The 23327-nt window shown below is 39.7% G+C and carries 20 protein-coding genes; 4 read left to right on the forward strand and 16 right to left on the reverse strand.

What is annotated here, in order from left to right; genetic code table 11:
* Nucleotides 1-8: 8 nt before the first annotated feature.
* From NSQ11_RS12170 to NSQ11_RS12225, 12 genes are all read right to left on the reverse strand, one after another.
* Entirely contained in the window at nt 9-464 is a 456-nt protein-coding gene (locus NSQ11_RS12170) for a MarR family transcriptional regulator (RefSeq protein ID WP_234935723.1), read from the reverse strand.
* A gap of 94 nt (nt 465-558) precedes the next feature.
* Entirely contained in the window at nt 559-1284 is a 726-nt protein-coding gene (locus NSQ11_RS12175; protein ID WP_144610320.1) for a DsbA family oxidoreductase, read from the reverse strand.
* Between the two features lie 148 nt (nt 1285-1432).
* Nucleotides 1433-1990: a 6-phospho-3-hexuloisomerase gene (gene hxlB / locus NSQ11_RS12180; RefSeq protein WP_052321112.1), complete on the reverse strand. Its 558-nt coding sequence runs from the start codon at nt 1988-1990 to the stop codon at nt 1433-1435.
* Nucleotides 1987-2619: a 3-hexulose-6-phosphate synthase gene (gene hxlA / locus NSQ11_RS12185; protein ID WP_024718772.1), complete on the reverse strand. Its 633-nt coding sequence runs from the start codon at nt 2617-2619 to the stop codon at nt 1987-1989. The genes hxlB and hxlA overlap by 4 nt, the downstream gene beginning before the upstream one ends.
* A 338-nt stretch (nt 2620-2957) precedes the next feature.
* Nucleotides 2958-3296: a winged helix-turn-helix transcriptional regulator gene (locus NSQ11_RS12190; RefSeq protein ID WP_034646559.1), complete on the reverse strand. Its 339-nt coding sequence runs from the start codon at nt 3294-3296 to the stop codon at nt 2958-2960.
* Between the two features lie 89 nt (nt 3297-3385).
* Nucleotides 3386-4255, reverse strand: coding sequence for an alpha/beta hydrolase (locus NSQ11_RS12195; RefSeq protein ID WP_342501114.1), 870 nt, complete (start codon nt 4253-4255; stop codon nt 3386-3388).
* Between the two features lie 79 nt (nt 4256-4334).
* On the reverse strand, nt 4335-4538 hold the full coding sequence (locus tag NSQ11_RS12200; protein WP_342501115.1) for a hypothetical protein: 204 nt from the start codon (nt 4536-4538) through the stop codon (nt 4335-4337).
* Between the two features lie 18 nt (nt 4539-4556).
* Entirely contained in the window at nt 4557-4904 is a 348-nt protein-coding gene (locus NSQ11_RS12205) for a YxiJ family protein (RefSeq protein ID WP_144625331.1), read from the reverse strand.
* A 551-nt stretch (nt 4905-5455) separates the two neighbouring features.
* Nucleotides 5456-6325 (reverse strand): hypothetical protein, encoded by an 870-nt coding sequence (locus NSQ11_RS12210; RefSeq protein ID WP_057079283.1) that lies wholly within the window; start codon nt 6323-6325, stop codon nt 5456-5458.
* Between the two features lie 39 nt (nt 6326-6364).
* Entirely contained in the window at nt 6365-13369 is a 7005-nt protein-coding gene (locus NSQ11_RS12215) for a DNRLRE domain-containing protein (protein ID WP_342501116.1), read from the reverse strand.
* Between the two features lie 169 nt (nt 13370-13538).
* A complete protein-coding gene (blaBPU, locus tag NSQ11_RS12220; RefSeq protein ID WP_129547731.1) occupies nt 13539-14327 on the reverse strand; it encodes a BPU family class D beta-lactamase in 789 nt (262 codons plus the stop codon).
* A gap of 115 nt (nt 14328-14442) precedes the next feature.
* Nucleotides 14443-15612: an acyl-CoA dehydrogenase family protein gene (locus tag NSQ11_RS12225; protein ID WP_017367671.1), complete on the reverse strand. Its 1170-nt coding sequence runs from the start codon at nt 15610-15612 to the stop codon at nt 14443-14445.
* A gap of 120 nt (nt 15613-15732) precedes the next feature.
* Here NSQ11_RS12225 and NSQ11_RS12230 point away from each other — a divergent pair, with 120 nt between their 5' ends.
* The 4 genes from NSQ11_RS12230 to NSQ11_RS12245 are packed head-to-tail and all read left to right on the forward strand — an operon-like array spanning nt 15733 to nt 18799.
* Nucleotides 15733-16521, forward strand: coding sequence for an amino acid ABC transporter ATP-binding protein (locus NSQ11_RS12230; RefSeq protein WP_017367672.1), 789 nt, complete (start codon nt 15733-15735; stop codon nt 16519-16521).
* Nucleotides 16518-17378 carry an amino acid ABC transporter substrate-binding protein gene (locus tag NSQ11_RS12235; RefSeq protein ID WP_017358081.1) on the forward strand — a complete coding sequence of 287 codons (861 nt, stop codon included), beginning with the start codon at nt 16518-16520 and terminating at the stop codon, nt 17376-17378. Before NSQ11_RS12230 ends, NSQ11_RS12235 begins: the two co-directional genes overlap by 4 nt.
* Nucleotides 17375-18073 (forward strand): amino acid ABC transporter permease, encoded by a 699-nt coding sequence (locus NSQ11_RS12240; RefSeq protein ID WP_008342617.1) that lies wholly within the window; start codon nt 17375-17377, stop codon nt 18071-18073. Before NSQ11_RS12235 ends, NSQ11_RS12240 begins: the two co-directional genes overlap by 4 nt.
* 12 nt (nt 18074-18085) lie before the next feature.
* Nucleotides 18086-18799, forward strand: a complete 714-nt coding sequence (locus NSQ11_RS12245) for an amino acid ABC transporter permease (RefSeq protein WP_216942551.1) — start codon at nt 18086-18088, stop codon at nt 18797-18799.
* Between the two features lie 35 nt (nt 18800-18834).
* Here the strand turns inward: NSQ11_RS12245 and NSQ11_RS12250 are convergent, their stop codons facing one another.
* The 4 genes from NSQ11_RS12250 to NSQ11_RS12265 all read right to left on the reverse strand — a co-directional run bounded on the left by NSQ11_RS12250 (nt 18835) and on the right by NSQ11_RS12265 (nt 23246).
* Nucleotides 18835-19665, reverse strand: coding sequence for a manganese catalase family protein (locus tag NSQ11_RS12250; RefSeq protein ID WP_335358268.1), 831 nt, complete (start codon nt 19663-19665; stop codon nt 18835-18837).
* 128 nt (nt 19666-19793) lie between these two features.
* Nucleotides 19794-20834: a 2,3-butanediol dehydrogenase gene (locus tag NSQ11_RS12255; RefSeq protein ID WP_008342621.1), complete on the reverse strand. Its 1041-nt coding sequence runs from the start codon at nt 20832-20834 to the stop codon at nt 19794-19796.
* Between the two features lie 70 nt (nt 20835-20904).
* Entirely contained in the window at nt 20905-22125 is a 1221-nt protein-coding gene (locus NSQ11_RS12260; protein ID WP_046526831.1) for an MFS transporter, read from the reverse strand.
* Nucleotides 22126-22496: 371 nt separating this feature from the next.
* A complete protein-coding gene (locus tag NSQ11_RS12265) occupies nt 22497-23246 on the reverse strand; it encodes an SDR family oxidoreductase (protein ID WP_046526830.1) in 750 nt (249 codons plus the stop codon).
* Nucleotides 23247-23327: the final 81 nt, after the last annotated feature.

A 23327-nucleotide genomic window follows, 5' to 3' on the forward strand; every position in this document is an offset into this window, starting at 1 on the left:
ATGGATCATCATCCTTCCCCTTCATTTTGATCTACAATCAATTGATCAAGCTTTGTATAAATGGATGTCAATGTGTTGATCTCTTCGAGGCTTAATTTTGAATAGTATTTTTCAATGATCGCAAGTTCTATCTTTCTCATATTCTCCAAGTACGTCTTTGCCTTTTCAGAAAGTTCAACGTGCAATTCCCGGCGGTTTTGCGGGTTGATGCTGCGGCGAATCCATTCTTTTTTTTCAAGCGTGTTTAATAACTGGCTCACAGCACTTTGGGTGATGCCTAGTTGCTGAGCAATTTGAATAGGTGAGCTTCCCCCTTTTCGCTCTACGAAATCAAGGACAATGTGCTGCTTATCAGTTAGCTCATCTACAAATAACTCTTCAAACTCTAATCGGAGCTTTTGATGGATACGCGCTTCGATTTGGTTTAATTCTTGGATCATCGTTGTTTTGGATGTCAATGTCATCACCTTCATAATTAAGATAACTTAAGTATAAGGGTATATTAATTATTAATCAACAAAAATCCCTATCTTTTATCAAAGATAGGGAAAATGCCGATTATACTTCTTCTTTAGGTGAAGGTACTGCACATACGCCATCTGCACATGCTTCTTCAAATGAAGCATCAGCCGCTTTCTCCGTTTGCGCTGCCTCTTCTGTCCAAGCCGTTTCAAGTGCACGAAGGAACGTATCTGCTGGCTGTGCACCAGCAACCGAATATTGATCATTGATCAAGAAAAAAGGCACAGCAGAAATCCCGAGCTGTCTTGCTTCTTTTTCGTCTTCTCGCACAGCGTCTGCAAATTCTTGCCCGTCTAGAACCTTTTGTACTTCGTTCTGATCAAGGCCTGCTTTTTCTGCAATATCTAAAAGGGTTTGACGATCACCAACATGCTTTCCATCTGTAAAATACGCTTGAAACAGCTCACTCATGACGAGATCGCCTTTTCCCATTTTTCCAGCATATTGTGCGAGCTGGTGGGCATCAAAGGTGTTTGTCAAAACGAGTGGATCGAATTGAAAATCGATTCCTTTCTCCTTGCCCGCCTGTTTCACCTGTTCATTCATCGCGATGGCCCGGCTACGGCTCATGCCATATTTTTTGACAAGCATATCATGCACATCATAATCCACTGCAACAGGTGCATTCGGATCAAGCTCAAAGCTTTTAAACTCTACTTCTACCTGTTCTTTATGAGGGAATTGCTCAAGCGCTGTTTCCAACTGTTTTTTCCCTATATAACAAAAAGGACAGGCGATATCTGACCAAATTTGCACTTTCATCTTCATCTTCCTTCCGTTGCTTACGTTTTTTCTTTCGAGATGTAACTATTATAGTTACATCTTATCCTTTATGTCAAGTGATCCTTCTTTTTAAGTACCATGTATTAAAAAAACCTTTTCTTCAAAAAAGGAAAGGTTTTCATCACGGCTATTCTAAATTCGCATGGTGACCGTACATTTTATGGGTGTCGAGCTCTTTCATTTCCATCAATCTCAAGATGACCGCATCGTACATAAGAAGCAAAGTTTGCTCAAATAATGAGCCCATCGGCTGAATCGTATGATGGTTTCCTTCATGTTGATCCTTTGGCGCACCTGACAGTAAGATGACTTCATCCGATAGATCAGCTATAGGTGACTCAGTTGAAAGTGTGAACGACGCCACGCTTCCGCCAATCGCCCTTGCCTTTTTCGCGAGCACAAGCAGCGTCTCTGTTCGGCCAGAACCGCTCCCTACAATCAATAAATCCTCAGATGTAAAAGCAGGCGTATTCGTTTCACCGATCACATAAGCTTCGAGACCAATATGCGTGAGTCTCATCGCAAACGATTTTCCCATCAAACCAGACCTGCCAGCCCCTGCGACGAAGACCTTTCGAGCCGCTAAAATGCTTTTGACAAGCTGCTCTGCTTGTTCGTCTTGAATCGCGGGCGAGTGCTCAGAAAGCTCGCTTAGAATCGCTCTCACATAGTCACTTGTTTTCATGATTGTGCAATCAACTGCTTCATTTGCGCAGCCACTTCTGCTTTATTGTCTTGGCTCGCTATGCCGCCGCCGACAATAATCAAATCAGGGTTTAATTTGACGACTTCAGGCAATGTATCAAGCTTAATACCGCCTGCAATCGCTGTTTTTGCCTGTTTGACCACTTGTTTTATGGTCATGAGGTCAGCAAATGAGTTTTGACCAACCGCTTGCAGGTCATAGCCTGTGTGCACGCAAATATAATCTACCCCAAGCTCATCCAGCTCTTTCGCACGGCCGGCGATATCTTTGATCCCAATCATATCAACTAAAATTTGTTTCCCTCTTGCTTTTGCTTCCTTCACCGCTCCTTGGATAGACATATCTTCCGCTGCCGCAAGAATCGTGACGATATCCGCTCCAGCTTCAGATGCCTGCTGCACTTCATAACCGGCAGCATCCATAATTTTAAGATCCGCCAGCACACGTAAATTCGGAAACGCCTGTTTGACTTCTTTTACAGCACGAAGCCCTTCGTTGATCACAACAGGTGTCCCAATTTCCACCACATCAATAGACGCTTCTACTTCTTTGATCAGCTCGATCGCTTCTGGTATATTCACTAAATCTAACGCTAATTGTAATTTCATGAACGTTCACTCCCGTTTTTTCATCTCATCTTCAAGAGCTCCGTGAATAGGGCTTCTTGAACGATGAAATGAGTATAACAACAGGATGGAAGCAATCCAAGTACGCACTTTTTTTTTACATACTATACTTTTTCGCATATGGTTACAAAAAAGACACTGTCTTTTCGACCAGTATCTAAACGTACTGACAAATCCTCGCATTCGGTGTCAAGTCTGTGTTGTGATGCCGCTCCAGTACTCGTCCTTCCTAAACTGCAAAGGTTTTCAAGTCACGCTGAAAAGAAAACAAAGAGCTAAAATAAAATGATTTTAGCTCTTTGTCTACATCTATCGTCTTTCTATTTATCATCCTTTAAAAAATTGCTATCGAGATATTGTTTTCCCCAATCATACATCGCCTCTAAAATCGGCATTAAGCTTTCTCCGAGTTCCGTGAGAGAATACTCAACCTTTGGCGGAACGACGGGATAAACCTCCCGGTGCACAATGTGATCTTCCTCTAATTCTCTTAGCTGATTGACAAGCATTCTTTGCGTAATCCCAGGCATTAACGACTTTAACTCACCAAACCGTTTTGTCCCTTCTCTGCCAAGGTGCCATAAGATCAGCATTTTCCACTTCCCGCCGATAATATTCAGCGTCAGCTCTTTTTCACAATTGAACACTTTATTTTCCATTCTTGATGACAACAATATACACTCCTTTAATCTCAAACCACTTTATCATATACTGAGGCAAAATGGATTGCCCTAGCATACAGTCTTTGTTATTGATTTTGTTTTTTGACGAAAGCCATCACAGCCTTTGTCATCTCTTGCGCTTCTTTTGGCGCTCTGTCAGATCCAAACCATTTATTTAAATCACTGTGGCTCAGCGAATGAACCCGAAACACAAAATTAGAGCCTTTCTCATGATTGAGTTTTTCTGCAAATCGGTACACTTCAGGATTTTCCCAGCCTGTGACCAAATAAACAGGCGGTACATTCGTTTGATTCATATAAGTGACCGGTGATGCCTTTGTCCAGTTTTCCTCTTGTTTGCCAAAGACTTTTTTGTACGATGGAATGGCTTGTATAAATTGATTGATGTTTAACGGCCCATCTAAAATCACGATGGAATTGATCGTTTTTGGCGACAGTCCCACACGCTTTAAGTAAGTCGAATCTGTGGCCACCAGTGCCGTCAAATGACCGCCCGCTGAGTGACCCATGACATTGATTTTTGATGAGTCAATTTGATACTCATCTGCATGATCCTTGACCCATTTGATGGCGTTTGCCGTATCATCTGCCATCTGCTCATAGTTGGCATCAGGGTGAAGCCTATAATTCATCGAAACAAACACATACCCTTGACCGGTAAAATAATCCGCCTTTGAAGCGACTCTATTCTTATCGCCGCCTGTCCAGCCGCCGCCATGGAGATAGATCATGACTGGATGCTTCTTCTTTTTGTCTTCATCTTTTCCCTTTGGCATATACATATCGAGTGTTTGCTGTTTGTTTTGTGTGTCTGCATAATGGATGTTTGTCGTCGGCTTAGGCTGGTTTAAACGGAACACAAAGAATGCGCATACCAATAAGCCAGCGATGACCGCCGCAAATAAGAGCCATTTCATGATTCGATTCAATGTCATTGCACCTTTCTGTGTTAGGATGGGGAAGACTGAATGTCCAATAAAAACTAGAATCGTCTGTTAAGTACAAACCTTTGATTTAAACAGAAGGTAGATTGGTGAATTTTAGATGTATGTCGGCTTGAATCACAGATTCAAATGGGTTGTGCACGTCAATACAATAGATCAAGTCGTAATGTTCATTATACTCTTTAAAGTAGTGAAATTCATTGATTTGCTTTAGATGGTTGATATTGAAATCAGGGATTTGTTTCTGGACTTTTTCATCTAAAAACCATGTCATCGTTTGTCCTCCAAGAGGTTATTGTATAAGTGCAATGATTTGTTTTCTTGTTTCTTCATGGTATTGAACATAGGAGTGCAATAAAGGATATGATTCAAGGATCTGTTGATACGATTTGATTTGGGGATATTGCTCTTCAAATGACTGACGCAGCACGTTTAACTGTTTTTTCGGTATTCGTTTATGATCGACCACATAACTTAAGCTGCCTGCAACAAGTGAAAAAAACATATAAAAATCATCTGAACATACACCAGTTTTCTCTTCAAAAGAGACGATTTTATCTGGATAAGATGAATCTAATAAGTATTGATATCGCTGCTTCAAATCATTGATTAAGCCTTTTTTATCTTGGCTGATGTTCATGGACCTCTCCCCATTCTCTCAATGTTTTTAATTCTGATTTAGGCACTAATTAGATTTTCATATACACTGCAAATAAATTCCTGTGAGTCGAAACATACTTTTTCGATTCTATCGCAAATAACATACATTTTATGTTAAATATTAAGTTTACATGTGAATCAAATTCTTCAAGTTGTTTATTTTTAAGGTTCCCTATCCCATAAACCGAATAATTGAATCGTGAACAGCCAATTTTTCTCTCTAGTAAATAGAGAAAGCTTTACTTTGGCAAAATCAAAGTTCTCGTTATCTAATATTGGAAACTCTTTATTTAGAAAAGACTTATGAATCATTTCTTTCTTTTTGAAGCATTGCTTTTTTTCTCACTTATATTCTCAGTATTTTTAGTTATTTCGAGCCCTCGCAAAACTAAGAATCATTAGATTAAAATGGAGTTGCGTATTTTTCTTACCATTGTTTTTATTAATTTAAATTTATAACAAAACCTCTTTTCTAAAGAAAAGAGGTTTTGTTAAATTAAAGTTGATAATTAAGATTTGTAATCTATAATCCTAAGATATCTTTCCAATATAAATATTATTATATTCATCTAATCCAGCAATAATATTATTATGTGATGTTATATCGGTGAATACTATTTTTTCATTAGTTTGCAAATCTAATAGACTTAAATCAAAACAATTTACAAAATCATTCGTTTTAAAAGCTTTACTGATTTCATAGTTAAGGGGGTCCCTTATAAAAAGATATAAACTTGATTTATGTTCACAAATAGCAGTCAAATCTAAATCTATTTTTCTAGTTTCAACAAATTTATCTGATACTAAATCTATTTTTTTAAATATTTTTTCACCTAATACACTAAAGTAGAGATATACATATGATCCAGTTACAAATGAATCATAATAGTGATCAATTGGATGAGGCTTTTCTTTATCTAATACTGGTTTGATTCTAAAAGTAGAATCAAACCTATTAAATCCCTTTTCACTTAAATCTCCATCGATCATCGAGAAAATTCCCATTTCATCATAGCCTACCCAAATATTTTGATCGTTGTCTATCTTAATAGAATTGATATAACGTCCAGCATAAAATGATTTATAAAATCCCTTTACAGGATTCCAAAAATATGCATTTGGGGTTTCATCAATAATACCATCTTCATATTCTTTATCAAAAATCAAAAGATAATCATCTTTACACTTTAGTACAAAGGTAATCTGATCAATCGTAGTTACACTATACTCATAGTGTAACTCCTGTTCATTAATGTGGTAAACATATAAATTATTAACATATTTATTCGTGTCGACTTCATTTTGTAGAACAAATACTAAATACTCTTCGTCTAAGCTAAAACAACTAAGTTCTCTCTCATTAATATCCAGATTAAGTTTTTTAAAATATATTTCCTGCATACTATCCTCATTTCTATTTTTAATAGTAAGATTTAAAGATCAATACGGATAACTTGTCACAACATAGTCTCCTGATTTTACTACCTTTACCTTTCTAGTCAATTTACCTTTTGTATTTCTTCCTACTGGTTTTTTAAACACCTTAAAATGAACTGTTCTCCCATCTGCTTGAGTGTATGCTGGTTTTGTTCTAGCAGTCGCCCTTGTAGTTCTCTTTAAAGTTTTTGAACTTTTGAATTTACTTTTAGGTCTTTTATTAGGCATTTTAGCTTTAGATTTTGGACCATGCTCTTGTTTTATATGTCGCCAGTTAGTATTAGCTTTTTTAGAAGGTTTTGCAAAATTATAAGCCCTTTTCGCTCCCTTTAATTTTCCACCACCCAAAAATCCTGATACGGTTGCAGCCGCTACACCTTTCCAATCTTTCCCTGATTTATGTGCTTTGTATCCATCATATACCGCAAATCCTGCATTGACAACAAACCATACCCAATGACCATCCGGGTCCACATTCATGACTGGGTTGTTGTTTCCATAGGTATATCCATTTTGATCTAGTGCATCTCCATCGCTTCCTGGGTCTGGATCTAGTGATAGGAATACTCCGTTTCTCGGTTCATAGTAGCGGGCGATTAGATAGTAAAGTCCTGTTTCTTCGTCGAAGCGGTAACCTGCATAGCGATATGGGTTGCCTTTTACTTCTTCATCTTCTTTTACTTTTGTTGGAACGCCCCATGTATCGTATTCGTACTCAGCAACGATTTTTCCTGCACTATTTGTGATGGCTATGACATCACCGTGTGCATTGTAGTGATAGAAATATTTGTTTCCATTTTGCGTGAATGCAAGGAGTTGTCCACTCTCACCGTATGTGTATGTTTTTGTGACTTCGTTGTCTCCATCTGTTTCGTATAAAACATTCAGACTATCACCATCATAAAAATAATTGGTGACTTTTCCATTCACTGTTTTTTGAATTCTATATCCACGCTCATCATATTTGTAAGTGACAAATGGCTTGTCTTCCCCTTTTTTCGTGATGGCCGTAATGTTATCTTCTGCATCCCATTTATAAAGGAATTGCCCATCAGACGTTCGGTTGCCATTTTTGTCATAAGTTAAAGTCTCATCATTTACCTTTGTCAGTTGGTTCATGATGTTGAATGATGCGTTGATTGTTTTTTTAGTGCCATTTTTTTCAGTCGTGACGGTTTTTCTGTTTCCAAACCCGTCATATGTGTACCCAATGACCGTGCCATCTGGATGAGTTTCTTTGATCAATTGATCTAATTTTCCATATTCATAACGAATCTTCCCGTTGCTTCCTTGATCAACCGTTATTCTGTTTCCATTTTGATCATATTCGTAAGCTTCGTTTAAGATCGTTACCCCTTGGCTTGTTCCAATGTGCAAATCATTGATTAAATTGCGCTCATCATAAGCAAAGCTAGCACCACTGCCGTTACCTGTAATAAAGGACTGAACATTTCCATTTTCATCATAATCAAACGAATACGTAGAACTCGAATCCTTCATCTGCGTCATTTGATCAAGCTTATTGTAACTGAATTGGTTCGTTCCTTTTTGATTTCCGTGTGTCCATTCAAAGGATTTCAGTTTATCTGAATTGGCTGGATACGTCCAAGTTTGGCTGCTGCCACGCTCTGTTAACTTTGTGATGCGGTTTTGTTGGTCGAACGTTCTGTTTTTGGTTGTGTTTTGTTCTTTGTTAACAACCGTTGTTTCGTTTCCGTTTTTATCATAGCTAAAGTTATATTTTTCTGTCCCATTGTATGACTTGGATTTCACTCGGTCTGTTCCATCATACGTGAGAGACACTTCATGTCCATTTGCAGAAATTGTTTTGATTAAGTTGCTATTCGCATCATATTCACTTTTCAACACATTCCCTAATGGATCAATGGTTTTTGTCAATTTGCCCATTAGGTCGTATTCGAATTGATACGTCTGATCTGACTCTGCACGAATGGTTTTCGACTGTTCATTGCCCTCTTTATCATACGTTCTCACAATGGATGTCCCGTTAGATAAAGTGATTTTCTTCAGCTGATCAGCCTGGTCATATTCAAATGTTGTTTTTTCGCCTTTCGCATCTGTTTCAGAAAGTTTTTTGCCTGTTTCATCGTAGGCAGATTGAGATGAGTAACCAAGCTCGTCCTCTTCTTTAACTGCATAGTTCCCTTTTTCGTCGTAAGTGGTTTTCGTTAAAAGACTTCCTTCTACTAGACGGATATCATCAAACCAAGCCGTTCCCGTCGCACTTTTTTGGAAAACGATCTGTACGTCGACTTTTTTCAATGGTTTTGTTTTTGGTATGACAACCGCTGCTCGGTTCCATTCCTGTGTACCGGTTGGGAATTTCGCATTAAATGTTCCTGTTGTGCCATCTGTATACGTAACGAACGCTTGAAGTGAGTAATCATTTTCATTTGAGGCTTTGACATTTTCAGCCTTAGACATCCCAGTCAATGTGACATACACAGATTGATCATTCGCACTTTGTTCAATCGGTACAGATTGTTTATAGATGGCATTTGCTTGAGTTGAAGAGGTTCTGGTCATTTTTAACGAAACGTCATCGTTAAAGCCTTCTTCATTATCTAATGAACCACCTGTTCCGCTCCAGCTTGTTGTTTTATCCGTAAAGGAATTATTTTTGACTGGATTATAACTTGATGAAACTTCGCCTTTTTCTAGCTGAATCTCATCGAACCAAGCTTTTCCTTTTCCAGCCTTATCTCGATGATCCACTTCCATATAGATCACAGCTTTGCCTGCATGAGATGGCGTCGTAAACGTGACTTGGCGTTTAGTCCAATCGTTTTTGCCTGATAATGTGCTGTAGCCGTTGCTGATCCATTGAATTCGTTTGTTGTTTGTATCTCTTAAATCAATGTTAAAAAATGCTCTTGCTTTCGTTAGCTCTGTCTTGATTTTTCCACTCAGTGTATACGTCGTATTTGGCTCTAGTGTCACTTCTTGAGTAGCAGAAGAATAGCCAAGTTCAGTTCCTTCAGTTGTCGATTGTGAACTGATCTCTAACACTCGACTGCCAGACAAAGCACCACTTTTTCCAGCTGTTTGTGCTAATTTCCCTCCATCCTTAGATGCTGTAAGCTTCCAGCCAGTTAGCGTATCTTCAAAACTGCCATTTTTTAATATACTCGCACCTGCAGCAAGTTCTTTACTCGTTTGTACCAAATTCCCGTACGAGTCATAAATACTTGCTGAAGACATATTCCCACTTTGATCCGTTTCAGATACAGCATCTAATCCATCGTAGGCGATATCTGTGATATCTCCTTCTGTATCTTTCACTTTAGTAACATCATTGTTTTTGTTATACTCGTAGGTTTCTGTCCCGTAAGCATCTTTCGCCAGAATGACGTTGCCATTTTTGTCATACGAATAGCTTTCTGTAGCTTTTCCTTTTTCTACATCATTGGGATCAGTTTCTTCTACGATTTGGTTGCCTTCATATTTCGTTTTAGTAGTAATTTTAAGCCCTTCCGCATCATCTACAACTTGAATCGGGTTGGCTGCTTCATTATACGTATACTGTATTTTCCGGCCGTTTGGCTGCGTCAGCATGAGTGTCTTTTTAGACATATCATATGCATACTCAAAGGTTTCTTTTTTTGCATTGATTGCCTTAACTAAACGGTGATTTTCATATTGGTATTCTGTAAAAACAGGCTGATCTTCTGTGCTGTTTTGAGAGAATTGTTTAATCAATCTGCCTTCTTTGTCGTATTCATATGAGATACTCGTTCCATCTGAATCAATGACTTTTATTAGAAAGCCTGCATCATACTCATATGAAAGTTTTTTTCCTTTTGGTCCTTGAACCGAGGTGATATGACCATCTTCATCATATTCCATTGTTATTTTTCGGCCAGATGCATCTTCCATTGAAGTGAGCTGATTGTTTTCGTTATATTTGTATGTCGTTGTATTTTTATGTCCATCTACAATCTTGGTGATTTTCCCACCATTTTTACTAAAGTGTGCAAAGGTTTGATCCTTCGTTTTTAACATGTATTCATCTTTTGATTCCGTTAATTCAAGGAAAATACCTGTTGGTGGTTGATACGTACCATCTGCTTTTTTTGTAAAAATATGAGTTGTGGCATCCTCATCAAGATAGATGGCACCTTCTTTTGTTGGCGTGATACTAGTTTCTACATCTGCGTACCACCCTTGACCAAACAGATGGTCAGCTGCATCTAAACTGTTATACGTGCGACCAATTCCAAGTCCCGGTCCTCTTCCATCGATCGACATTTCTTCTTCACTGACAATCACATTACCAGTTGCACCATTCAGCTGGCCGTCTGGTATATCAATAATCGACCAGTAATCCTCTATTCCAAGGAATTCGGCACCTTCATGGAATGTAGGGTTAAAGGCTGGTGTCGGAATGGTTTCTCCATTTGCATCGTATGCGGAAAGGGTAAAGGAGTAGTTCTTGCGTCCTTTATAATTTCCATTCGCATTTTCATAAACTGGTGATGGGTCTAGCGCTAATTCCCCGCCTTTACCATCTGTATGAAGCACATATTTCCCACTTGTAACTTCAGTAGGAGTCGGCCAAATGTTCTTATTTTGTGTTGTCCAATGATCGACATCACCAACATCAAATGATTGATATGCCTTACCATTATAGATGTTAATTTTATATCCTTTTGCATTTTTTACTTTGTCCCAATGTAAATTGATATAACCTGTTTGGCTCTCTTTCGTATTCGTATAAGCATATCCAGATAAAGCTTTTGGTCTAGATAGATCAGGTAAAGTTGGTCCAGATGGCGGTGAAGCAATAGCTTCTCCATCTTTATTGTAGGCGATCACTCTGAAGGAATAATGTTTTTGAGCCGCATCTCCTCCAGCATTTTTATAAGTCGCACCAGGATGAATTGGAAGCTCAGCCCCTTTTCCATCTTGGAGGTGCAATGCAAATTTACCTGCTTTAATCTCAGCAGCTGTTGGCCATACTTTTTTTCCTTTTGTTGACCATGATGTTTGATTACCGAGATCCAATGTCTCATAGCTTTTCCCATTAAACATTTGTATTTTATAACCGGTCGCACCGGAAACTGAAGTCCAAGAAAGATCAAAGTAACCTGTTGCGTTATTATTATTGAATCCTTTTGTACTAGGTGCTTTCGCTCTAGCCACATTCGGCACGACAGGTTTTACTTTTGCTGACATTGCGCCTTCACCTTGGTCGAAAATCGCACTTACAGCTACCCAATAATTTTTGCTTGTCGCATAATTACCACCTGAGTTTTTGTAAACCGGGGAAGGATCAACTGCTAATTCTGTCCCCCCTTTTCCATCTAAATGAAGTTTATATTTCTTAGCTGCAATCTCGCTTGCTGTCGGCCAAATATTCTTTCCTTTTGTACTCCATGATGCTACATTCCCAACTGAAATGGCTTCATATTCTTTTCCGTTGTATAGCCACACTTTGTAACCTTTTGCGCCAGACACCTTTTTCCAACTTAAGTTTAAGTAACCTGTCCCATTTCCATTACTAAAACCTTTTACAGTTGGTGCATTTGCTTGTGGAATGGTATATGTGACTTCAATGACTGGTTTTTTGGTTGAGTTTGTTGATGAGATTATTTTTTTCCAATGGTCTTGTCCATTTCCATTAGCATGTAATTTAAAGCCGTAGTTAGCTGTTCCACTATTCCAAGCTTTGATGGTCGATGTCACATCATAACTCGCCCATTGTCCTTTATATACGTTGGCCTTACCGATGTTTTTAGAACTTGGTTTATTGTTCCATGTTAGCTTTGTATGATCATAGTTGGCATTCACTGTATCAAGCCAAAGACCAGTTGCTTTCGTCCCGTAATATGAATGAGCAACATACGTTTTGAGCGTCGCTTTTGTTACATTCATATTTTGAATCGGTTTGAATGAATTAAACTTCATGAACGCGTAGTTTGTACCAGTTGTTTTATCATAATAACCGGTTTTCAGGACATAACTTTTCAGATTAGCATCCCATTTTTGCGTAGATGTTGAATAGTTTGTTGTTGGGTATGCACTCATAATGAATGTGTCTGATGAAACAGATAAAGAAGTCGATGGATCGATAGACACAGGATAAACTCGTTCAGGATCCTTAAGCCATTTCTCATCAGCAGTTACACGAAGTAAATAGCCATCATCTTCTTTTTGCAATTCAAAGCTCACATCTTCTGATCGAGCCACTTCGCCTGACTTTTCATCTAGATTTGAATCGGTCATAAACGGTTTTGGAACTTGAAAAATGGTCTGTTTTTTCTGATCAAAAAATCTAATAGAACCATCTTCCTCAATTTCTCCAGTTAGATCTGTCTTTATTTTAAATGTAAAAGAATTGTAGCCATCATATCGTTTGAGTACAATATCTTCTTTGATATTTTCATTAAAAGTAAATGATCGTAAATCAATATGTGGAAATACCTCTTCGTATGTAAGTTCGTTGGTGTTTTCTTTAAATTGTGCAGAGGTATCTTTGGAACGAATTTCTGATTTGTTTGTTCCTGAAGCTTTTAAAATTGAAAATTCAATTTGATGCTTCTTGTGTTCGAATGTAGCATAAAGCCCTTGCTTCATTTGTTTTTGAAAGGTTGAATCTAACCTTGCATTTTCCGTTTCTATTTCTTTTTTCGAAGTTGCTTTTAACTCTGGAGAGATGTCCTCCCACTCAGCATCTGGTGACTCTTTTATATGAATGGGGTCAGGATATACTTCTTGCGTAAATACTCCCTCTCCTTCATAGAAAAGTTTGCTATTGGCTGTTCTTTCCGAAAGAACTTCTCCGTCTTTACCAATTTCAGCTTCATCAATCCCTGCTATTTCAAGGGTTTTTGAATCGTCTGTTTCTGGCATGCTGTTATGACTTGATTTTGTATTTTCTACATGTTCTTCTGCAAAAATGTCAGAAGGTAACATTGATATAAGCATCACAAAGGCTAGAAGCGCTGCAATATTTCTTTTCCAATTTACTTTTCTTTTTAGGTTCATATTAATCTCCTTATCATATATTTGTAACATTTGTAACAATACGTCATATATCATAATATATTTAAGATAACGTTTCAATATTTTTCTAAAAATATATCATCCTTTCAAACTAACCCAAGTATCATCTTTTTATCAATATATCCCCAAATTCACTCATAAAAAAAGCACCCTAAACGGATGCTTCTACCAAATGATATTTTTTCAAAATACGATAGGTGATTTCTTTTGCTTCTAGTCCGGTGCCTTCTATATTTGTGGCGAAGATGTAGGTTTTGTTTTCATGTTTGATGAAGCCTGCGTACCAGCCGATTCCTGATCCGGAGCCTGTTTTTCCGTATAGCGTGGTGTGTTTCTCTTCTTCTTGTATCATCATTCGTTTGACGGTTCTCATAACCGATAGGTCAAATGGGAGACTTTCTTCATATAGCTGTTTAAGGAAATGAACTTGTTCTACTGGAGAAATGCTCAACGTACTGCTTAGCCAAAACTGATCAATTCCGCCAGATATGTCTTGATTCCCATAATGAATGGCTTTTATCCAATGGCCCATGCGTTCTTCCCCGATGTCACGTGCCATGGCTTGATAATACCAGACGACTGAATCTCTCATGCCAGAGCCCAGTGTATGGTCCTTATTCCAGTTATCAATCTCTCTTTTTACTCCGTCCCAATATTTAATGTCATATTCATCTTTAACTGCGCCTGTTTGAAGTCCGATTAAGGCATTTGCTATTTTAAACGTTGATTGAGGTGCAAAGCGCTTGTTCGCTCTTTTTTTGTTATACACCCATGGTGATTTTTCTTTTACTTCTTGAATCACAAATGTGCCTTCCCGATCTTTCATGAATTCATCGACGGACCATTTTGGAGATGTTCCTTCACTTGATGCAGGCTTGCTCATACAAAGTGCTGCAAGCATCGCGCCAGCAATCAGCCATTTCATCTTTTTTTTTTGCAAACAATCACCCTCTTTGCTCATGATTGCAATCGATTGTAGCATGCTGACTGATCAGAAATAAGAGCCGCTCGTCCTCTTTTTCAATAAAAAAAGCCGGTTTTATCCGGCTTTCTGTTTATTGTACGTTCAATTTTTTCTCTTCAATCGCTTGCTTCGCAATTTTCGAAATCGTCATATCGTCCATTGGTGGGTTATGAAGGCCAGCACGAATGTCTCGATAGTAACGTTGAAGCGGACAGCTAAGGCTTAAGCTTTTTGCACCGACTAAACGCATGGCTTTATCGACCACTTGCAGACTATGATTGACGACTGTATGCTTCACAGCACCGAATTCATTGATTAACAGCTCTCTTTTCTCTGGCTGCTCATACAATGTTGTCGTTGAATAGATGACATGGCGTGCTTGCTTTAGTAGTAAATCAATTTCGCCAATCAGTGTTTGGACATTTGGCAGTTCGCTAATCGTTCCGCTAATACTGTTCGGTGAATGGGTGATGGCATACTGAACAGCATAGTCTCTTGCCGCTTGCGCAATCCCTAAATAGCAGGAAGGAATATGTGCGATCCAAGGGTTTAACGTACCGCCCCGAGGTCCTTTTTGCACTTCAACCAACATGTCATCTGGGACTTCCACATGATCTAGAATTAAATCATGGCTCTCTGTTCCTCTCATGCCAACAACATTCCACGTTTCTTCTATAGAAACACCTTTTGTATCACGGTGAATTAAGAAGAAGCCCATCGCTTCTTTTTCTTCGATCCATACACCGACGAGAAAGTATGTGAGCGCTGGTGACATCGTTGTGAATGTTTTCCGGCCATTGATCACCCAATGATCTCCTGATCTCGTTGCAGTTGTTCCAGGTTTGCCTCCTCTTGTTGGACTACCTGTCTGCGCTTCACTGACAGCCCGGTTCACAAGAGCCCCATTTTTGATTTCTTCAGCAAAAAATTGCAGCTGTTTCTCATTCCATAGTTTCTTTTCATAAATTTCACCAACAACTCCTTGGTGCCAGCCGATCGATAAGGCAGTTGCTCCATCCATACTTCCTAGTGTTTCTTGAAAAAGGACCATATCCTTTACAGATTGACCACCACCCCCGTACTCAACAGGCAGAGACAACGTTGTATAGCCCAGTTCTACTAATGATTCGATATTCTGTTTAGGAAAATAGGCACCCTCATCATGTTCTTTTGCAGACTGTTCGATCGTTTCACGAAGGGATTCTAGTTGATTCAGCCAATTTTTTTGAAAATCTGTATCGACAAATAATGCTTTAGACAAAACGTATCCAACTCCTCTGTTTCTCGCAATCTATCATATCCGATTTATCCAATAGGTATTATTAAAACACACTTTACTTATAGGATTTAATGTGTTAAATTTTATCAATATTAAGTACATATGTCAAAGGAACGTGATGCTTTTATGATTTCTGCTATTAATCTACATAAATCCTATGGGTCAACTCATGTGTTAAAAGGAATTGATTTCACCGTACAAGAAGGTGAAGTGGTCGCCATTATTGGACCGAGCGGATCAGGAAAAACAACCCTTCTCCGCAGTTTAAACAGCCTTGATATCCCAGACAAAGGAACGCTGACAGTTGGAGAAGCCACGATTCAATTTGAACAATATCGAAAAAAAGATCTTCTAAAACTCAGACAGCAATCGTCTATGGTGTTTCAGCATTATCACTTGTTTCAAAATAAACGAGCACTTGAAAACATCACAGAAGGATTGATTGTGTCTCAAAACATGTCTAAAAAAGAGGCGGAAAAAATCGGAGAGCAATTGTTAACACGAATTGGGCTGCTTCATAAAAAAGATGCGTTTCCAAGTGAATTATCCGGCGGTCAACAGCAGCGGATTGGGATTGCTCGTGCTCTTGCCATGAATCCTGCGGTGCTTTTGTTTGATGAACCAACGTCCGCACTAGACCCAGAGATGGTCGGAGAAATCCTTGAAATGATGAAAGATATTGCGAGCCAAGGCATGACGATGGTCATTGTGACGCATGAAATCTCGTTTGCAAAAGATGTAGCGGATACAGTGATCTTTATGGCAGATGGGGAAATCGTTGAAAAAGGCTCACCAGAAGACGTCCTGATGAAGCCTCAGCATGAACGGACGAAACAATTTTTATCAAGAATTCATCGCGGGATGTGGCAAGGATTGGAGGAAGACAGATGAAGCGCAAGACTTTATTCACCGCCGCTAGTATCCTTCTGTTTCTCCTCTCTCTCATTGGCTGCAGCAGTGTGAAAACGACAACAGATGATGGCAGACAAATTGTCAAAGTCGCACTAAGCGCAGAAGTCAATCCGCCTTTTTTAGCCACAAATGACCGCAACGAACCGATTGGCTATAACATCGATTATTTAAATGAAGTCGAGAAACGTTTGCCACACATTCATTTTGATTATATCTTCGGCGAGGAAGAATCCAATTTAATTGGGATCGGCGCTGGGAAATTTGAAATGGCGGCTAATTGGTTTTTTAGTAATCCTGAACGTGAAAAACGCTTTCTTTATCCTAAGGTTCCATACGGCTATTCGATGACAGGTTTAATTGTGAATGAATCAGAGCAAGATATTCAATCTCTAGACGATATGACATCAAAAAAGCTCGCTCCCGTCAGTCCTAGCGGCGGCCTTCGTTCCATATTAAATCAATATAATGAAGAAAATGATCCGAAAATTCCGCTCACGACCATTGAAAGCCCTTCAAACGAACTCAATTTAAAACGAGTCGAAAGTGGACGGTCCGATGCGGCTTTTATGAATATTTCAACCTTTGATACGATACAAAAACATCTTCACCTGAAAGTCAAAGTGGGCGGCATTGTCTCAAAGGAACCTATTTATCTTGTCTTACAGCCTAGTCAAAAGAAACTAGCATCACAATTGGACCGAGTGACACAAGAGATGATAGAAGACGGAACATTACCTGACCTTGCGAAGAAATGGTTTGGCGTTGATTTCTTTCAAGATATTGACTATATATCAGAGCAAGGCTATCAATATGAAGAAAGGAAGGAAGCGCCATGACGTTTACAGCTGGAGATTGGCTGAGAATCTTTTTACAAGTGGTTGATCGTCTGCCACTCACATTTCTTATGATTGTGGTGTCATTGTTTTTTGCCATCATCATCGGATTGCTGTTTGCTTGCATTCGAATCAAACAAATTCCAGTGCTGAAACAATTGGCGGTCATTTATTTGTCATTTACACGAAGTACGCCGCTCATTGTTCAGTTATTTCTGATTTATTTTGGTCTGCCTCAGCTTTTACTCATGGCCGGAATTCAAATCAATCATTGGGATCGTGTGTTATTTGTGATGATCACATTCTCGTTACATACGGGCGCTTATTTATCTGAAGTCTTTCGCAGTGCATATTCTTCTGTTGGGAAAGATCAGCTTGAAGCAGCTTACATTGTTGGGATGACAGATACTCAGGCATTAATGAGGATCATTATTCCACAAGCCTTTCTCATTGCACTTCCGAACCTCGGAAATTACACCATTGATCTCGTGAAAGATACTGCCATTGCATTTACAATCGGACTCATTGATATGATGGGACAGGTCAAAATCATCCTAGGTAATAACTACGGGATAGGGATGTTTGAAGTGTACGTCATCATTGCAATTGTGTATTGGCTGATTTGCATCAGTATTGAACTGATCACGATGCTACTGGAAAGAAAATTTGTGAAAGGCCGCACCAGCCTGTCACGCTAAGGAGGCGATTTGATGCAAACCATTGATATATCATTTGCGATTGACCAAATACCACATATTCTAAAAGGCGTTCCCTTTACCTTATTGATTGCACTTGTTTCTATGGCTGTGAGCCTTTTGATTGGATCTATTTTTGCTTTCATTCGCCTCTTTCGTATCCCTGTGCTCCGCCAGCTGGTCACGCTCTATGTCTCATTTTTTAGAGGAACACCTCTCATTGTTCAGTTGTTTGCTTTCTTTTATGGCATTCCATTTGTTCTGACCAAAATGAATAGCACTTTTGGGTTGACCTTTCACCCGGATATGGTCTCCCCGCTTACCGTTGCCCTTATCACCTTCAGCCTGCATTCAGCCGCACATTTAACAGAAGTGGTCCGCAGCGCACTCCTTGCGGTAGACAGAGGGCAGCTTGAAGCGGCGAAAATCGTTGGCATGACCACCAGACAGGCGATGATTCGCATTATTTTACCGCAAGCGTTTGTGGTTGCCCTGCCAAACCTAGGGAATCAGCTCATTCAGCTGTTAAAAGCCACATCCCTTTCGTTTACAATTGGTGTACTGGAAATCATGGGAATCTCGCGCATCATTGCAAATGATGGCTACAAGTTTTTAGAAACGTATCTTGTCTCTGCTTTGATCTATTGGATGCTTAGTATTTTCTTTGAACTCGCTTTTGCTTTGTTAGAGAAACGAGTCAGCGTGTACGGAAAATCTCTTGGACGTTAAAAAAGTCGATCAGGCACAAACCCTGATCGACTTTTTTATTCTCCTTTTTTCGGTGTGTTATATAGTTCTTTCGGTGCTGGTTTGAGTTTAGGCGCAGAGCCGAACACGACAGGAGCAGAAATATATCTGAATTCTCCCTTTCCATCCATACTTCGGCCATGTGCCCATCTGCCTTCTTTGCTTTCTTCTCCTCTTGAGAAGTTAAACAAATCATAGGATACTTGCTGTTTTTCCAGTGAGCGCGGGAAGGTGGTTGGAACAACGACATCCCCTTCTCGTTCTTCTAATTCCTTAATTGCAGCCAGCCACATATTTTGATGATATGTATCACGAGCAATGAGAAAGGAGAGCATATCCTTCACTCCGCGGTCATCGGTCATTTCATAAAGCCGTGTAACCTGAAGTCTGCCTTGTGACTCCGCATTCAAATTTGCCCGGAAGTCAGCCATTAAATTTCCGCTTGCAATGATATATTTTGCATTCCACGGATACCCTTGACTATCTGCTGCCATTGCCCCTAAGCCTGCAACAATTGCATGTTGAGGATTCATTCCGCCCATGACGGCTGCAAGTGCTGGATCACTTTGATACGCTTCTTCTTGTTCTTTAACTGGGGCATTATCAAGTAATCGAGCAATCATCGTTGCCAGCATTTCGACATGACCGATTTCCTCCGTTCCAATGTCATGGAGCAAATCTTTATATTTTTGATCCGCTCGGCAGTTAAACCCTTGAAATAAATATTGCATCATCACGCTGATTTCTCCATATTGACCGCCTAACACCTCTTGTAATTTTTTCGTATAAAGAGGGTCCGGCTTAGAGGGCTTTGCTTCATATTGCAGTTCTTTAATGTGATAAAACATGATGTCATCTCCTTTATTTACAAAAACCTTTGCAGTTATCACTATTCAGCCGATGCCCTCTTTATGAAAAATCGCATGCTCTTATAAAAAAAAGAGAACGGCATCTGCCATTCTCTTTATCGTCCTACTTATTCAGCACTGACTAAAATTTTCACTTGATCTTTTTCATTGATTAATGCATGGAAGCCATCTTCGATCACATCGTCCAGCTTGATTTTTTTCGTGACGAGTGTGTCTGCAGAGAAATAGCCTTTTCTCATTAAGTTTAATACAGATGGGAAAACATCTCTGTAGCCGATGATTCCTTTGACTGTACGTTCTTTAATGACAATGTCATTCGGCATAATTTCTGCGCCTTTTTCCCAAATGCTTACAATGACTGTCTCACCTGAAATTCTAGTTGATTGGATTGCTTGCTTCAATACAACAGGTACACCTGTCACTTCAAAAGAAACATCGACTCCACCATTTGTGCGGCGTGCGATTTCTTGAACAACATCTTCATACTGAGAAGGATCTACAATGATCGCTCCAAGTTCTTTTGCTTTTTCTTGGCGCTCTTTTGATAATTCCACTGCATAAATGTCAGTAGCACCAGCTGCTTTTAATGCTTCAATGACAAGTAAACCGATTGGTCCACAGCCAAACACAGCTGCTGTATCCCCAGCTTGCACTTTACTAGAACGAACGGCATATAAAGCAACTGCAGAAGGTTCAACAAGTGCACCTTGCTCATATGAAATTTCGTCTGGTAACAAATGAAGTAATTCTTCATCGACAGATACATATTCAGAGAATCCTCCGCCGCCGCCAGCAAGTCCTAAGAAGCCCATGTTTTCATCTAAGTTGTAAGCACCTTGGTGCCCGTGAGTTGCAAAAATAGGTTCAACAACCACTCGATCGCCTACTTTGTAATTACTCACGCCTTCTCCAACTTCTACAATTTCACCAGAGAACTCGTGTCCCAATGTAATGGGTGCTTTTTCTTTTGTAAGTGGATGAGGTTCGTTCACAGGAATGAAGATCGGTCCGCCTAAATATTCATGTAAATCACTACCACAAATGCCGCACCATTTTACTTTCAGTTTCACTTTTCCTGGAGCAACTGTTGGTTCGTCAATTTCCTCTAGTCGAATGTCCTTTTGATCGTGCCAGCGTAGTGCTTTCATTTGTAAGACTCCTTTTCTCATCAATTTAATTAACTTACTTAAATAATGATAACATAATTTTTTTAATTTTCTAAGTAAGATGCACTATTTTTTTGACAGTCAATGGACGAAAAATGACAAAACATAGCAACAGACAAATAAGAAGCATACATAGGCAGCCAATCATGACAGAAGTACGTATCGATAACACATGCGCCAATGCTCCGCATATTCCTGTCATCATCATCGTCAGAACAGCTTCACATAACGCATAAAAACTTGCCACTCTCCCCATAACCTCTACCGGGATATTCGTTTGATAAAAAGTCATAAAACCGGTGTTTGCAAATGCTAAAAAGAAAGCGAGAACAAAAAAGCCAGCTGCTGCGACAGTCAATGTGCTTGAAAAAGCATAGATCAAGTATCCAAAAGCCACAAACAAACTTCCCGCACCAAGCATCACTGAAATAGGCAGCCTTTCGACAATGACCGTATTGAGACATGCCCCTGCGATAATCCCTGCTCCAGCTACACTGACAAGAAATCCATATTCGGTATTGGTCAACATCAGCACTTCCTTTGCAAAAGCTGCTTCAAGTGAGTCAATCGCAGTCGGCAGCACCGTGATGGCAGCACTAAATAATAAATACACGGCCATCACTTGCCGGGATGTGAGACTGAAACGAAAGACAAGTTTTGCATCTTCCTTTAATACTGAGAGAGAAAAGCCTTTTTGTGCCCCGGCTACTTTTGACAAAGTCGGTAAACACATCGTCAAAACAGCAGATATCAAAAGGCAGATTGCATTTACATAAATTGAAAGGGCTGGTGTACCAATGAGAAAAAGCAACCCTGCTACGGCGGGTCCGAGTAAAAATCCACCAGACTGAAGCAAAGATCGAATGGCATTAAATCGTTTTCGTTTATCCGCCGGGATTAGTGCTGTCATATACACCATCGAAGCTGGATGAAACATGGCTTGTGCCATATGAATGAGAAATAGCATCACATATACGATCAATAAGTGGCCTGAAAATAAGGCAAAGGGTAAACAAGCAATCAGAACGGCCCGGCATAGATCTAGACTGATCATGACATTCCGCTGATTCAGTCTATCTACTAAACTACCAGACCAGCTATTTGTTAAAAGAGCCGAGACAGGTCTTAACATATAGACGGCTGTTACAGCAAGAACGGAGCCCGTTTCCTGAAAAATCAGCAGGTGGAGAGCAATCATATAAATCCATTCTCCTATGTTCGCAATACCAATCGCTCCAAGTAACATGCTCATATCCCGCCAATGTTTTTTCATCGTGGTGCCCTCCTTTTTGTCATAAAAAAATCCCGCCCCCAAGACATTTCTGTCTTGAGGACGGGATTGACTCCGCGTTGCCACCTCAGTTCATTCACCTGTTACCAGATGAACCTTAGCAGGTTATCGCTAACCCTTCTCTATAACGGGAGAATGCCGCTTCACCACCATCACAATGAATCCGGTGCAGAGCTAAGAGGCTTGGTTCTGTAACGCTTCCCAGCTCCTTCTCAGCTTCACGGAGTTCTCTGTGTGAGGCAGCCATTACATACTCTTCTCTATTTGCGCTTTATCTTTTTTTCATCACGATCTTCAGCTGAATTGTTCTATATTGTACTGCGCCTCCGTCAAGACGTCAATGTTTTTTCATGTTAATCCGCATAAATCATTTTTCTAGTCATGCCGCCATCAACAACCAAATCGGTTCCTGTCACAAATTGATTGTCTTCATCTGTTAAATAAAAACAAGCTTTGACAATATCCTTTGGCGTTCCTACTCGATTGGAAAGGTGCTGCTGATGGTCAATTTCTCGCAAATTTTTCTCATCCTTCGTTTCAATCCACCCAGGGGAAATGCTGTTTACTGTTATGTGATCCTGACTAAAAGAAGCAGCCAGCGCATGAGTAAGTGCTGATATCCCGCCTTTTGATGCAGCATACGCTTCTGTATGAGGCTCTGACATGGTCGCACGGGTAGATGAAATATTCACAATGGAACCGCCGTTTGGATTCTCTTTGATATAACGTGCCGCTTCCCTTGCACATAAAAAAGCACCTCGTAGGTTTGTATGCAGCACATGATCAAACTCATCAACCGTTAGCTCATAGGGCGATTTTGTACACATAACCCCTGCATTATTGATGAGAATATCGATCGTTTGATAACGAGCCACAGCAGCCGACATGATGTCTTGAATATCCTTCTCTTGTTTCACATCCGTTTTTTTAAAAAAAGCCTCAAAGGACTCCTTTTTCAGCTGATCTTCCAAGCGCTTGCCCTTCTCTTCGTCAATATCCGCAAGCACAACAAGCGCCCCTTCTTTCGCATAGCCATACGCGATCGACTCACCAATTCCATTGGCTGCGCCAGTGATTACGACTGTTTTATTGTGAAAATTCATCGTTTATCCTATCCTTTCTCTCATGAGATGTTGTCGTCTATCATACCACTCATGTATACACGATACCTAGTCAAATGGGAC

This window comes from Bacillus sp. FSL W7-1582, assembly GCF_038593325.1.
GTDB classification, from domain to species: domain Bacteria; phylum Bacillota; class Bacilli; order Bacillales; family Bacillaceae; genus Bacillus; species Bacillus altitudinis.

Coding starts and splice junctions, on each gene's coding strand:
- NSQ11_RS12170 (WP_234935723.1), bottom strand. CDS start 464: ATGACATTGACATCCAAAACAACGATGATCCAAGAATTAAACCAAATC.
- NSQ11_RS12175 (WP_144610320.1), bottom strand. CDS start 1,284: ATGAAAGTGCAAATTTGGTCAGATATCGCCTGTCCTTTTTGTTATATA.
- hxlB (WP_052321112.1), bottom strand. CDS start 1,990: ATGAAAACAAGTGACTATGTGAGAGCGATTCTAAGCGAGCTTTCTGAG.
- hxlA (WP_024718772.1), bottom strand. CDS start 2,619: ATGAAATTACAATTAGCGTTAGATTTAGTGAATATACCAGAAGCGATC.
- NSQ11_RS12190 (WP_034646559.1), bottom strand. CDS start 3,296: ATGGAAAATAAAGTGTTCAATTGTGAAAAAGAGCTGACGCTGAATATT.
- NSQ11_RS12195 (WP_342501114.1), bottom strand. CDS start 4,255: ATGACATTGAATCGAATCATGAAATGGCTCTTATTTGCGGCGGTCATC.
- NSQ11_RS12200 (WP_342501115.1), bottom strand. CDS start 4,538: ATGACATGGTTTTTAGATGAAAAAGTCCAGAAACAAATCCCTGATTTC.
- NSQ11_RS12205 (WP_144625331.1), bottom strand. CDS start 4,904: ATGAACATCAGCCAAGATAAAAAAGGCTTAATCAATGATTTGAAGCAG.
- NSQ11_RS12210 (WP_057079283.1), bottom strand. CDS start 6,325: ATGCAGGAAATATATTTTAAAAAACTTAATCTGGATATTAATGAGAGA.
- NSQ11_RS12215 (WP_342501116.1), bottom strand. CDS start 13,369: ATGAACCTAAAAAGAAAAGTAAATTGGAAAAGAAATATTGCAGCGCTT.
- NSQ11_RS12230 (WP_017367672.1), top strand. CDS start 15,733: ATGTCAAAGGAACGTGATGCTTTTATGATTTCTGCTATTAATCTACAT.
- NSQ11_RS12235 (WP_017358081.1), top strand. CDS start 16,518: ATGAAGCGCAAGACTTTATTCACCGCCGCTAGTATCCTTCTGTTTCTC.
- NSQ11_RS12240 (WP_008342617.1), top strand. CDS start 17,375: ATGACGTTTACAGCTGGAGATTGGCTGAGAATCTTTTTACAAGTGGTT.
- NSQ11_RS12245 (WP_216942551.1), top strand. CDS start 18,086: ATGCAAACCATTGATATATCATTTGCGATTGACCAAATACCACATATT.
- NSQ11_RS12250 (WP_335358268.1), bottom strand. CDS start 19,665: ATGTTTTATCACATTAAAGAACTGCAATATGAAGCAAAGCCCTCTAAG.
- NSQ11_RS12255 (WP_008342621.1), bottom strand. CDS start 20,834: ATGAAAGCACTACGCTGGCACGATCAAAAGGACATTCGACTAGAGGAA.
- NSQ11_RS12260 (WP_046526831.1), bottom strand. CDS start 22,125: ATGAAAAAACATTGGCGGGATATGAGCATGTTACTTGGAGCGATTGGT.
- NSQ11_RS12265 (WP_046526830.1), bottom strand. CDS start 23,246: ATGAATTTTCACAATAAAACAGTCGTAATCACTGGCGCAGCCAATGGA.